Raw genomic sequence first — 12,609 nt, 5'->3', positions numbered from 1 at the left:
TTGGCACAGATCTCGCTAAGTAAATCCCTGCAAGGTAACCAACGGCGGTTGCCCCACCTACGACAAAGACGTCGCTCACCTCATTCGCCCCCTTGGCGGATCGGGTAGCGGCGTTTTTCCGTTTTGGCCCCAGAGACCGGGGCTGGTGGTGCGGCCGTTGTGGCGCCCCACCTGCAAGCTCATGACTCCTTCTTGATACGCCTGACAGCTGAGGTGCGCGATGAATTCAAGCTTCTGGAAATCCGGCCATACCCCGACACTGTTCGCAGCCTTCCTCTATTTCGACCTGAGTTTCATGGTCTGGTACCTGCTCGGCCCAATGGCGGTGCAGATCGCCGCCGATTTGCAGCTGACCACCCAACAGCGCGGGCTGATGGTGGCCACGCCGATTCTGGCCGGGGCCGTGTTGCGCTTTGCGATGGGCCTGCTGGCTGATCGCCTGTCGCCAAAAACCGCCGGGATAATCGGCCAGGTGATCGTCATTTGCGCCCTGTTCGTCGCCTGGAAAGTCGGCATCCACAGTTACGAGCAAGCGCTGTTGCTGGGCCTGTTCCTCGGCATGGCCGGTGCGTCCTTCGCCGTCGCCCTGCCATTGGCCTCGCAATGGTATCCGCCCCAGCATCAAGGCAAAGCCATGGGCATCGCCGGTGCCGGCAACTCAGGCACCGTACTCGCTGCGCTGATCGCCCCGGTACTGGCTGCCGCATTTGGCTGGAGCAATGTGTTCGGCTTCGCCCTGATCCCGCTGATCCTGACACTGATCGTCTTCTACTGGTTGGCCAAGAATGCGCCTGAGCGCCCGAAAGCCAAGTCCATGTCCGACTACTTGAAGGCCTTGGGTGACCGCGACAGCTGGTGGTTCATGTTTTTCTACAGCGTGACCTTCGGTGGCTTCATCGGTCTGGCCAGCGCCCTGCCCGGCTACTTCAACGACCAATACGGCCTGAGCCCAGTGACCGCCGGCTACTACACTGCGGCTTGTGTGTTCGGTGGCAGCCTGATGCGTCCGTTGGGCGGCGCGCTGGCGGATCGCTTCGGCGGGATTCGTACCCTGCTGGCGATGTACACCGTAGCAGCGATCTGCATTGCGACAGTGGGTTTCAATCTGCCGAGTTCCTACGCCGCGTTGGCGCTTTTCGTCTGCACCATGCTCGGTTTGGGTGCAGGCAACGGTGCGGTATTCCAGTTGGTCCCGCAGCGTTTTCGTCGGGAGATCGGTGTGATGACCGGGCTGATCGGCATGGCCGGCGGCATCGGTGGTTTCGCACTGGCAGCCGGTATGGGAGCGATCAAGCAAAGCACCGGCAGCTATCAAATGGCCTTGTGGTTGTTCGCCAGCCTCGGCGTACTCGCCTGGTTTGGTCTGCACGGTGTGAAACGTCGCTGGAGAACCACTTGGGGGTCGGCAGCCGTCACCGCTGCACGGGTGTGAGGACTGAATGAGCCTGCAACTGAGCTTCGCCGAACACAGCGCCATCGGCCCCCGCGAGGAGAACCAGGACGCTCTGCGCCTGGTCACTCCGGCCCCGGCGCTGGCGGCAAGCAAGGGTTACCTGTTCGCCATCGCCGACGGCGTCAGCCAATGTGCCGACGGCGGTCTCGCGGCCCGTTCAACCTTGCAGGCCTTGGCGCTGGACTACTACGCGACCCCGGAAACCTGGGGTGTCGCCCAGGCACTGGATCGCCTGCTGCTGGCGCAAAATCGCTGGTTGCAGGCTAACGGCGGCGGGCAACCGCTGCTGACCACGGTCAGTGCCTTGGTGATGCGCGGCCGGCGCTTCACCTTGGCGCATGTCGGCGATTGCCGGGTTTATCGCTGGCACGCCGACACGCTGCAACGGGTGAGTGAGGATCACGTCTGGGACCAGCCGGGCATGCAGCATGTGCTCAAACGGGCCTTGGGGCTGGATCAACACCTGGTGCTGGACTTTCTCGATGGCGAACTGCGCCTGAACGAGAGTTTCGTGCTGCTCAGCGACGGCATCTGGGCCGTGCTGGGCGACACGGCCATTGCGGCGATTCTGCGCGATCAACCTGATCTGGACAGTGCTGCGCAGACCCTGGTCAGCGCGGCGCACCTGGCCGGCAGTCAGGACAATGCCAGCGCCCTGCTGGTGCGGGTCGATGCCCTCGGCGAAACCAGCATTGGCGACGCGCTGATTCATCTGCAGCAATGGCCACTCCCGCCTGCACTGAAGCCGGGCCAGACTTTCGAAGGCTGGCAGGTCGAAGGGATCCTCGGCCAGAGCCAGCAATCGCTGCTCTACCGGGTGCGCGACGCACAACAACAGCCCTGGCTGCTGAAAACCTTGCCCAGTGCACTCCGTGACGATCACCAGGCCGGGCAGGCATTGTTGTCGGAAGAATGGTTTCTCAAGCGTGTGGCCGGGCGGCATTTTCCTGAAGTCCATGCCGCCAGTCAGCGTCAGCATTTGTACTACGTGATGCGGGAATATTCCGGGTCAACCCTGGCGGAGCTGCATGAGCGTGTCGCAACGCTGCCACTGGCTCAATGGCTGGACCTGGCCGAACGCCTACTGCGGGCCATCGGCATCTTGCATCGACGGCAGATTCTGCATCGCGATATCAAACCGGAGAACCTGCTGCTGGGGGACGACGGCGAGTTGCGCCTGCTGGATTTCGGCCTCGCCTACTGCCCCGGGCTGTCCGAAGATCAAGCTTGCGCGCTGCCCGGAACGCCCAGCTATATCGCACCGGAAGCCTTTCGAGGTGACGCTCCTACACCACAACAGGATTTGTATGCGGTCGGCGTGACCTTGTATTACCTGCTGACCGGGCATTATCCCTACGGCGAAATCGAAGCTTTCCAGCGCCCTCGGTTTGGTGTGCCTGTCAGCGCCAGTCGCTACCGGCCCGACCTGCCGGAATGGATCGCGCAAAGCCTGGAGCGCGCGGTGGCGGCGGCTCCGGATCAGCGTTTTGAAACGGCGGAAGAATGGTTGTTGCTACTGGAACAGGGAGAACGACGCAGTTTGAGCGTGCGCCCCAGACCGTTGCTGGAGCGCGAACCGTTGAAGGTCTGGCGGACGTTGGCGCTGGTGTCGTTGCTGGTGAATCTGGTGCTGCTGTTTTTGCTGTTTCATGGTTGAGTTTTTCACTTCACCCAAAAGATCAAAGGATCGCAGCCTGCGGCAGCCCCTACGGGTGCCCACGATCTCCTGTAGGAGCTGGCGCAGCCTGCGATCTTTTGATCTTTCTGCTTCAAAACCGGGCACTGCGCCTTGAACCGGTGCACGCAAACACCCTCCCCCCACGGTGAGAGCCCATAAATTCGGCATTTGCGCGACTTGGCACAACCACTGCATTACCTTTCCCAACATACATAAAGCCCAACCTTCAACGTAGAAGGCTGCGCTGCCCGAGAGAACGGGACAAGGACAAAGGCGTCCTCGCTAGTTAACTAGCGGGACGCCTTTTTTTGTTTGCGCAAAATTTTGTCGAGCAAGGCCTGAATGCCCTGATGAGGCAGGCCCGAGCTCCCCGGAGAACCTGATGAAAAAACTAAAACTAGTGATGATCGGCAACGGCATGGCCGGGGTTCGTACCCTGGAAGAACTGCTCAAGCTGAGTAATGAGCTGTACGACATCACGGTCTTCGGCGCCGAACCCCATACCAACTACAACCGCATCCTGCTGTCGCCCGTACTCGCTGGCGAACAAACGTTCGAAGAGATCGTGCTCAACGATCTGGACTGGTACCTGGAAAACAACATCAAGCTGCTGCTCAACCGCAAAGTGGTGGAAATCGACCGGGTCAAACGTCGGGTCATCGCCGAAGACGGCACCGAGGCCGAATACGACCGCCTGCTGATTGCCACCGGTTCAACCCCGTTCATCCTGCCGATCCCCGGTAATACCTTGCAGGGCGTGATTGGCTACCGCGACATTGCCGACACCCAGGCGATGATCGACACCGCCAAGACCCACAAGCATGCCGTGGTCATCGGCGGCGGCCTGCTGGGTCTTGAAGCCGCCAACGGCCTGATGCTGCGCGGCATGCACGTCACCGTGGTGCACATCGGCGAATGGCTGCTGGAACGGCAACTGGACAAAACCAGTGGCCAACTCCTGCAAACCGCTCTGGAAGCCCGCGGCTTGCATTTTCGCCTGTGCGAACAGACCCAGGCCCTGCACGACGCCGGCAATGGCCGGGTTGGTTCGGTTGAATTCAAAAACGGCGACATCATTCCTGCCGACCTGGTAGTGATGGCGGCCGGTATTCGCCCCAACACCGAGCTTGCGGAAAAATCCGGCATCCCATGCAACCGCGGGATCCTGGTCAACGACACGATGCAAACCTACGACCCTCGGGTGTACGCCATCGGCGAATGCGCCAGCCACCGTGGCATCGCCTACGGCCTGGTCGCGCCGCTGTTCGAACAGGCCAAGGTGTGCGCCAACCATCTCGCCCAACTGGGTTTCGCCACCTACAAGGGTTCGGTGACGTCGACCAAATTGAAAGTCACCGGCATCGACCTGTTTTCCGCCGGCGACTTCATGGGCGGCGAAGGCACCGAGACCATCACCCTCTCCGACCCGATCGGCGGGGTCTACAAAAAACTGGTGATCAAGGATGACGTGCTGGTCGGCGCCTGTCTGTACGGCGATACGGCAGATGGCGGTTGGTATTTCCGGCAGATCCGTGAGAACCATGACATCCGGCAAATCCGCGATCACCTGATGTTCGGCGGCTCTTCGTCTATGGAGCAGGCCTTGGGCGACGTAGGACACCAGGGCCAGGACAAAGCCATGAGCATGGCCGACACCGCCGAAGTCTGCGGCTGCAATGGCGTGTGCAAAGGCACCATCGTCAAGGCCATCCAGGAACACGGTCTGTTCAGCGTCGACGACGTGAAGAAACACACCAAGGCCGCCAGCTCCTGCGGCTCCTGCGCCGGCCTCGTCGAGCAGATCCTGATCAACACCGTGGGCGGTGCGGCGGATGTCAAACCGAAAAGCGAAAAAGCCATCTGCGGTTGCAGCGACCTCAACCACGGGCAAATCCGCCAGGCCATCCGCGACCAGCACCTGCTGACCATCGCCGGCACCATGAGCTACCTGAACTGGCGCACCCCTAACGGTTGCGCCACGTGCCGTCCGGCGCTCAACTACTACCTGATTTCCACCTGGCCGGGCGAAGCCAAGGACGACCCGCAATCGCGCCTGATCAACGAACGCGCCCACGCCAACATTCAGAAAGACGGCACTTACTCTGTAGTCCCGCGGATGTGGGGCGGTGTGACCAATCCTTCAGAGTTGCGGCGCATTGCCGACGTGGCCGACAAGTACAACGTGCCGATGGTCAAGGTCACCGGCGGCCAGCGCATCGACTTGCTGGGGATCAAAAAGCAGGACCTGCCAGGCGTCTGGAAAGACCTGGACATGGCGTCCGGCCACGCCTACGGCAAATCCATCCGCACCGTGAAAACCTGCGTCGGCAGCGAGTTCTGCCGCTTCGGCACCCAGAACTCCACGCAACTGGGCATCGAGCTTGAGCACGACCTGTTCAACATGTGGTCGCCGCACAAAGTGAAACTGGCCGTCTCCGGTTGCCCACGCAACTGCTCGGAAGCGGGGATCAAGGACGTCGGAATTATCGGCGTGGATTCCGGCTGGGAGATGTACATCGGCGGCAACGGCGGGATCAAAACCGAAGTTGCAGAGTTTTTCGTCAAGCTGAAAACCGCCGAAGAAGTACGCGAATACAACGGCGCATTCCTGCAGCTGTACCGCGAAGAAGCCTTCTACCTGGAGCGCACCGTGCATTACCTGCAACGGGTCGGCATGGAACACATCAAGAAAGCCGTGCTGGAAGACCCCGAGCGGCGCAAGGCCTTGAACGATCGCCTGCAATTCTCCCTGTCGTTCGAACAGGATCCGTGGAAGGAACGCCTCGAACAGCCGCTGCTGAAAAAAGAATTCGAGGTCATTCCCGTGAAGAACCTGGAGGTGTCGGTATGAACTGGCTGGATATCTGCGCACTGGAAGAGATCAACACCCTGGGCTCGCGGATCATCGCGGGCCCGAAAGGCGACATCGCGATTTTTCGTACGAGCGACGATGAGGTTTTCGCCCTCGACGACCGCTGCCCGCACAAGGGCGGACCGCTGTCCCAGGGTTTGATCTACGGCAAGCGGGTGGCCTGCCCGCTGCACAACTGGCAGATCGACCTGGAAACCGGCGAGGCCCAGGCCCCGGATATCGGCTGCGCCCACCATCACTCGGCACGGGTCGAGAACGGCCGGGTGCTGCTGGCCCTACGGGAAGCGAGCTGATGGACCATCAAATCACCGCCTCCACCTGCTGCTACTGCGGGGTCGGCTGCGGCGTGCTGATCGAGCACGACGGCGAGCGCATTCTCGGCGTCAGCGGCGATCCGGCACACCCGGCCAACTTCGGCAAATTGTGCAGTAAAGGTTCGACCCTGCACCTGACCGGCGACCTGACGGCACGGGCGTTATACCCGGAACTGCGCCTGGGCAAAGGCCTGGCCCGCAGCCGCACCGACTGGGACACGGCGCTCGATCATGCCGCCAGCGTCTTCGCCCAAACCATCGCCGAGCACGGCCCGGACAGCGTCGCGTTCTATATCTCTGGGCAGTTGCTGACCGAGGATTACTACGCCTTCAACAAACTGGCGCGAGCGCTGGTGGGCACCAACAACATCGACAGCAATTCGCGGCTATGCATGTCTTCGGCAGTGGTCGGCTACAAGCGCAGCCTCGGCGCTGATGCTCCGCCTTGCAACTACGAAGACCTGGAATTGAGCGACTGCGTAATGATCGTCGGCAGCAACATGGCTTACGCCCACCCGATCCTCTTTCGTCGCCTGGAAGAAGCCAAATCCCGCCGCCCACAGATGAAAGTCATCGTCATCGACCCTCGGCGCACCGACACCTGCGATTTGGCTGACATGCATTTGGCGATCCTGCCCGGCACCGATGTCGCCTTGTTCCATGGGATTTTGCATCTCTTGCTGTGGGAAGACTGGGTCGACCGCGACTTCATCAAGGCCCACACCGAAGGCTTGGCCGAGCTGAAAAACCTGGTGCGCGATTACACCCCGACAATGGTTTCGCAACTCTGCGGCATCAGCGTCGAGCAACTGCATCAATGCGCGCAATGGGTCGGCACTTCACCGAGCTTTCTGTCGCTGTGGTGCATGGGGCTGAATCAGTCCACCGCCGGCAGCGCGAAGAACAGCGCGCTGATCAACCTGCACCTGGCCACCGGGCAAATCGGCCGGCCCGGTGCAGGACCTTTCTCGCTGACTGGTCAGCCGAATGCCATGGGCGGCCGGGAAACCGGCAGTTTGTCGAACCTGCTGCCAGGTCATCGCGAAGCGGCCAATGCCGAACACCGCGCACAAGTGGCCGACTACTGGGGCGTTGATCAACTGCCCGCGAACACCGGGCTGACCGCCATCGAACTGTTCGAGCAGATGCGCAGCGGCAAGATCAAAGCGCTGTGGATCGCCTGCACCAACCCTGCACAGTCGCTACCGGATCAGACCGCTGTGCGCGAAGCACTGCAAGCCTGTCCGTTCGTGGTGTTGCAGGAAGCCTTTCGCACCACCGAAACCGCCGCGTTCGCCGACCTGCTGCTGCCCGCCGCCAGTTGGGGTGAAAAGGACGGCACGGTCACCAACTCCGAACGGCGCATTTCCCACGTCCGGCAGGCCATCGGTGCACCCGGTGAAGCACGGCCCGACTGGGCGATCACGGTGGATTTCGCACAGCGCCTGGAAAAACATCTGCGCCCTGGAGCAACCAGCCTGTTTGCCTTTGAAACCCCGGCGCAGGTCTTCGACGAATACAAACACCTGACTCGCGGCCGCGACCTCGATCTGTCCGGGATCAGTCATGAATTGATCGACCAACTTGGTCCGCAGCAATGGCCCTTCCCCGCCGGTGCCCGCGAAGGTACTGCGCGGCTGTACCTCGACGGAGTTTTCCCGACCGCCAGCGGGCGCGCACAGTTCGTGACCGACCCGTATCGCGCCGCCAAGGAACAACGCGATGCGCGTTTTCCGCTGACCCTGATCACCGGCCGCCTGCGCGATCAATGGCACGGCATGAGCCGCACCGGCACCGCCGCGCAGCTATTCGGCCATGTCAGCGAAGCCGTGTTGAGCCTGCACCCGGATGAACTGCGTCGGCATCGCCTGCAACCTGGCGATCTGATCAATCTGAAAAGTCGCCGGGGCTCGGTGATCGTGCCGGTCAGCAGCGACGACAGCGTACGTCCGGGCCAGGCTTTCCTGCCAATGCACTGGGGAGACCGCTTTCTCAAAGGCGGCGTGAACACCCTCACCCTTCCCGCCTTCGACCCATTGTCGAAACAACCGGAACTCAAACACAGCGGTGTACGACTCGAGCCTGTGCACTTGCCCTGGCAGCTTTTCGCCCTGATAGAGGGTGATGTTCAACAGCACTTGGAGACGCTGCGACCGCTCTGCGAGGCGTTTTCCTACGCAAGCCTCAGCCTTACCGGCCGTGAACGCCCTGCACTGCTGATACGCGCCGCCAGCGCCACCGCGCCAGAGCCGCAGCTGTTGCGTGATATCGATCAATGCCTGGGGCTCACCGACGGGCCGGTATTGGCCTACGACGATCCTCGGCGCTCGATCGGCAAGCGGGTACGGATCGAGAACGGTCGGATCACCGCGATTCGCCTGGCCGGTGAAACACTCGCCCAGCACTGGCTGCAAAGCCTGTGGCTCGAAGGTCGCGCCGACGAACAGCTACGTCGTTGGCTGCTGGCGCCCTTGAGTGCGCCACCGGGCAGCGCTGGCAGTTCGGCATCGGGCACCAAAACCCTGTGCAACTGCATGAACGTGAGCCAGAACGCGGTCTGTGCCGGTATCAGCCGTGGCCTGGACTTGCAGGGTTTGAAACAAGAATTGGGCTGCGGCACGCAATGCGGCTCCTGCGTTCCGGAAATCAAGCGTTTGCTGGCCGCCACTGCGCAGCCAGTCGCCGTCATCTCGTGAGGAAAACACTATGAACGCAAAAGTCTGGCTGGTGGGTGCGGGTCCTGGCGACCCTGAATTGCTGACCCTCAAGGCGGTTCGAGCATTGCGTGAAGCGGACGTGGTGTTGATCGACGATCTGGTCAATGACGCGGTACTGGAACATTGTCCGAGCGCGCGAATTATCCCAGTGGGTAAGCGCGGCGGTTGTCGCTCAACGCCTCAAGCCTTCATTCATCGCCTGATGTTGCGTTATACCCGTCACGGCAAATGCGTGGTGCGGCTCAAGGGTGGCGATCCGTGCATCTTCGGGCGCGGCGGTGAGGAAGCGCAGTGGCTGCGTGAGCGTGGCGTCGAGGTTGAGCTGGTCAATGGCATCACGGCTGGTCTTGCCGGCGCCACCCAATGCGATATTCCGCTGACACTGAGGGGCGTCGCGCGTGGCGTGACACTGGTCACGGCGCACACTCAGGATGACAGCAGCCTGAACTGGCAGGCCCTGGCTCAAGGGGGCACCACACTGGTGATCTACATGGGTGTGGCGAAGCTTAGTGAGATTCGCGAGCAACTGCTGGCCGGCGGAATGGCAGCCGATACACCCGTGGCGATGATCGAAAATGCTTCCCTGCCGCACCAACGGGAATGTCGGAGCGACTTGGCAGCCATGGAAGACGATGCCTGCGACTTCCAGCTCAAAAGCCCGGCGATTCTGGTGATCGGTGCTGTGGCGGCCTGCGATGAGATCAAAAGATCGCAGACTTCGGCAGCTCCTACATGGGCTCAGTGTTCATCTTTGTAAGGATTGAAAGATCACAGCTTGCGCGAGCGCCTACAGTGGTGAAGGCAGAACCAATGTAGGCGCTGCCGCAGGCTGGGATCTTTTCGGAACACCGCCAAACCCTCGCTGAACCCCAAATCGCAGACAAAGAAAAGCCCGGCCTAAGCCGGGCTTTTCCAGAGCTGCGAGCTAATTACTTAGCTTGAGCTTCAACCTGCGCTTCTACGCGACGGTTTACAGCGCGGCCAGCGTCAGTAGCGTTGTCAGCAACTGGGCGGGATTCGCCGTAGCCAACAGACTGAACGCGGGACGATTCAACACCGTACTGGTTGGTCAGAACTTGCTTAACGGCGTTTGCACGACGCTCGGACAGTTTCTGGTTGTAAGCGTCAGGACCGACGGAGTCAGTGTGACCTTCAACAGTAGTAGTGGTGGATGGGTACTGCTTCATGAAGTCAGCCAGGTTCTTGATGTCGCCGTAGCTGTTAGGCTTGACTACCGACTTGTCGAAGTCGAACTTCACGTCCAGCTCAACACGAACAACTTCAGCAACTGCTGGGCAGCCATCAGCGTCAACAGTTACGTTGGCTGGGGTGTCCGGGCACTTGTCAACGTTGTCGCAAACGCCATCGTTGTCGCTGTCGGCGCAGACTTCAGCTGGTGCTGGAACTGGAGCAGCAGCAGGCTTGGAGCCGCCACCGAAGTTCACACCGATACCAACGCTAGGAGCCCACTCGGTGTCGCCCTGGTCGATGTTGTACTGAGCTTCAACGCCGGCACGGGCGTAGAAGTTCTCGGTGAAGTACAGCTTGGCACCGCCGCCAACGTTGGCGAAGGTGGAACCGTTACGACCGCTTTTGCCGTTCTGACCAATGCTTTGGTCGGAGAAGCCAGCCGATACGTACGGACGCAGCATGTCGCCCGGGTTGTTGAAGTGGTACAGAGCATCCAGAGCGGTGTTGGAGCCCTTGATGTTACGGCCATCTTCAGCACGTGCGTTGTGCACTTCGTCGTAGGCCAGACGCAGTTCAACGTCGTCGGTCAGGAAGTAACCAACAGAACCGCCGAACAGGTTGCCGTTGTTCTTGAAGTCACGAGCGCTATCGAACATTTCTTTCTTAGCGAAGCCTTCGATTTCAACTGCGCCTTGGCCTTGTGCCAGAGCGCCGAACGAAGTGGCAGCAATAAGAGAACCAATGGCCAAGCCCAAGGTGTTTTTCAGTTTCATCCGTTAAATCCCCATCTGGTGATTGTGAAGCAGTCCCGCAAACCGGGGGACAACTCGGCGGCAAGTCTATCAGAACTTGCCTACACGTAAGAGATATTTGCGCCGAACTAAGTTTCAGCAATGCCTGCAAATTTCTCACGCAATTTGTCTAGAGCGCGTTTGTAACGCATTTTTGTTGCACTCAAACCCATGTGCATTATGTCTGCGATCTCCTGAAATTCCAGCTCTGCGACAAATCGTAGCACCAGAATTTCACGGTCGATCGGGTTCACATACACCAGCCAGCGATCAAGTCCGCCCTTCTCCTCGGGTTTCGGCATCTTTTCTTCAGATGCTTCCTCCAGGGGGTCCAGACTCAAAGCGTCCATCAAGCGACGCTTTCGCCGTTCTTTCCGATACTGCGTGATGCACTCGTTGTACGTGATGCTATACAGCCAGGTCTTGAACTTCGATTTGCCCTCGAAGTTCTTCAGGCCGTAGAGCACCTTCAACATCACTTCCTGACAGACATCATCTGCGTCACGATCGTTCCCGAGATACCGTGCACAAACGTTAAATAAGGTTCGCTGGTAACGCCGCATCAGTTCTTCATAAGCGCGCGTTACGTGAAACAGCTCGGTATGCGAGCGCGCGACCAACTCCTCATCAGAGAGCTCGCGGGGGTCGTAGCGCGTGGAGAGCGATTGAGCTTTATTCAAAACAAGTCTGGCCGACAGTCAGGTCAATGTCCGCCGCAATCCTTCAGGACATTTTGCGGCGGCATACATTAGCAGGATTTGCCGGGTTAGCGGCTACTCACATGCTGCTCCAAGAGAAACCGATTCGAGAGAGAGACTAGCTCACCCTCATCGGTCAGCACGGTGGTTTTAACCGTGCCGATCTCTTCGATCTGACCTTCGACCTCACCAACACGCACTTGTTGCCCAACCTGATACAACTCACGCACATAGATTCCCGCAAGAATCTGACCGGCAATTTCCCGGCTTCCCAAGCCCATGGCCAGCGCAACCGCCAGACCAACGGTAATCAAAACGATCACGATTACATGGTTGAGCAGGTCAGTTTTGACCTCCAACTGGCTGATCGCAACCGAAATACTGATGATGATCACCAGGCCTTGGGCAATTCGCCCCAGGCCCGCGGCGTAATCAAGCCCTACGCCTTCTGCCGCGCCACGCACCAGCCCATTGGCCAGTTGCGCCAGCAAGACACCCACCAGCAGCACCAGAGCAGCGCCGAATACTTTAGGCAAATACAGCGCCAACATGTCCAGCGTAGCCGAAACTCGCTCAAGTCCAAGTGATTCTGCGGCCGAAACCAGAAAAATCAGCAGAACGAACCAATAAACGATCTTGCCTATCAATGTGGAGATAGGCACCTGAAGGCCGGCGCGGGACAGCAACTTGGTCAGTCCGGTGCCGCCCATCAAGCGATCGAGGCCCAGTTTGGCAAGCAATTTGGAGAGCAGCGTGTCCAGCAGTTTGGCCACGACAAAACCCAGCAGCAGCACAACCAGTGCGCCAAACAGGTTCGGAATGAAGTTCGCAACTTTGGTCCATAACGCAGTCATTGCAGTGACGAGGCTCTGAGTCCAGAGGTCTAGTTCCATAT

Annotated in this window: 9 protein-coding genes; 6 read left to right on the top strand and 3 right to left on the bottom strand. The window is 59.9% G+C overall.

What is annotated here, in order from left to right; translation table 11 throughout:
- Positions 1 to 220: 220 nt before the first annotated feature.
- The 6 genes from PSH97_RS09250 to cobA all read left to right on the top strand — a co-directional run bounded on the left by PSH97_RS09250 (position 221) and on the right by cobA (position 9,791).
- Positions 221 to 1,432 (top strand): nitrate/nitrite transporter, encoded by a 1,212-nt coding sequence (locus tag PSH97_RS09250; protein ID WP_305448931.1) that lies wholly within the window; start codon positions 221 to 223, stop codon positions 1,430 to 1,432.
- A 7-nt stretch (positions 1,433 to 1,439) separates the two neighbouring features.
- Complete coding sequence (locus PSH97_RS09245; protein WP_305448930.1) at positions 1,440 to 3,110, top strand: bifunctional protein-serine/threonine kinase/phosphatase; 1,671 nt, start codon at positions 1,440 to 1,442, stop codon at positions 3,108 to 3,110.
- A 403-nt stretch (positions 3,111 to 3,513) separates the two neighbouring features.
- Complete coding sequence (nirB, locus tag PSH97_RS09240; RefSeq protein WP_305448929.1) at positions 3,514 to 5,982, top strand: nitrite reductase large subunit NirB; 2,469 nt, start codon at positions 3,514 to 3,516, stop codon at positions 5,980 to 5,982.
- The gene (nirD, locus tag PSH97_RS09235) at positions 5,979 to 6,296 is read left to right on the top strand and encodes a nitrite reductase small subunit NirD (RefSeq protein WP_007902067.1); all 318 of its coding nucleotides are present in this window, start codon (positions 5,979 to 5,981) and stop codon (positions 6,294 to 6,296) included. Before nirB ends, nirD begins: the two co-directional genes overlap by 4 nt.
- The gene (locus PSH97_RS09230; protein ID WP_305448928.1) at positions 6,296 to 9,013 is read left to right on the top strand and encodes a nitrate reductase; all 2,718 of its coding nucleotides are present in this window, start codon (positions 6,296 to 6,298) and stop codon (positions 9,011 to 9,013) included. The genes nirD and PSH97_RS09230 overlap by 1 nt, the downstream gene beginning before the upstream one ends.
- Before the next feature lie 10 nt (positions 9,014 to 9,023).
- The gene (gene cobA, locus PSH97_RS09225) at positions 9,024 to 9,791 is read left to right on the top strand and encodes a uroporphyrinogen-III C-methyltransferase (protein WP_305448927.1); all 768 of its coding nucleotides are present in this window, start codon (positions 9,024 to 9,026) and stop codon (positions 9,789 to 9,791) included.
- 172 nt (positions 9,792 to 9,963) lie between these two features.
- Here the strand turns inward: cobA and PSH97_RS09220 are convergent, their stop codons facing one another.
- The 3 genes from PSH97_RS09220 to PSH97_RS09210 all read right to left on the bottom strand — a co-directional run bounded on the left by PSH97_RS09220 (position 9,964) and on the right by PSH97_RS09210 (position 12,607).
- The gene (locus PSH97_RS09220; RefSeq protein WP_305448926.1) at positions 9,964 to 10,998 is read right to left on the bottom strand and encodes an OmpA family protein; all 1,035 of its coding nucleotides are present in this window, start codon (positions 10,996 to 10,998) and stop codon (positions 9,964 to 9,966) included.
- Positions 10,999 to 11,105: 107 nt separating this feature from the next.
- The gene (sigX, locus tag PSH97_RS09215; RefSeq protein WP_032830573.1) at positions 11,106 to 11,696 is read right to left on the bottom strand and encodes an RNA polymerase sigma factor SigX; all 591 of its coding nucleotides are present in this window, start codon (positions 11,694 to 11,696) and stop codon (positions 11,106 to 11,108) included.
- Positions 11,697 to 11,782: 86 nt separating this feature from the next.
- Positions 11,783 to 12,607, bottom strand: coding sequence for a mechanosensitive ion channel family protein (locus PSH97_RS09210; RefSeq protein WP_253551686.1), 825 nt, complete (start codon positions 12,605 to 12,607; stop codon positions 11,783 to 11,785).
- Between the last annotated feature and the right edge of the window lie 2 nt (positions 12,608 to 12,609).

Source organism: Pseudomonas cucumis (assembly GCF_030687935.1).
GTDB classification, from domain to species: domain Bacteria; phylum Pseudomonadota; class Gammaproteobacteria; order Pseudomonadales; family Pseudomonadaceae; genus Aquipseudomonas; species Aquipseudomonas cucumis.
The sequence above is the reverse complement of the archived record's forward strand: the minus strand, read 5'-3'. Positions and strand labels throughout refer to the sequence as shown.

Bases quoted from the DNA above. Each gene is read 5' to 3' on its own strand.
- PSH97_RS09250 (WP_305448931.1), top strand. From the start codon at position 221: ATGAATTCAAGCTTCTGGAAATCCGGCCATACCCCGACACTGTTCGCA.
- nirD (WP_007902067.1), top strand. From the start codon at position 5,979: ATGAACTGGCTGGATATCTGCGCACTGGAAGAGATCAACACCCTGGGC.
- PSH97_RS09245 (WP_305448930.1), top strand. From the start codon at position 1,440: ATGAGCCTGCAACTGAGCTTCGCCGAACACAGCGCCATCGGCCCCCGC.
- cobA (WP_305448927.1), top strand. From the start codon at position 9,024: ATGAACGCAAAAGTCTGGCTGGTGGGTGCGGGTCCTGGCGACCCTGAA.
- PSH97_RS09230 (WP_305448928.1), top strand. From the start codon at position 6,296: ATGGACCATCAAATCACCGCCTCCACCTGCTGCTACTGCGGGGTCGGC.
- nirB (WP_305448929.1), top strand. From the start codon at position 3,514: ATGAAAAAACTAAAACTAGTGATGATCGGCAACGGCATGGCCGGGGTT.
- PSH97_RS09220 (WP_305448926.1), bottom strand. From the start codon at position 10,998: ATGAAACTGAAAAACACCTTGGGCTTGGCCATTGGTTCTCTTATTGCT.
- PSH97_RS09210 (WP_253551686.1), bottom strand. From the start codon at position 12,607: ATGGAACTAGACCTCTGGACTCAGAGCCTCGTCACTGCAATGACTGCG.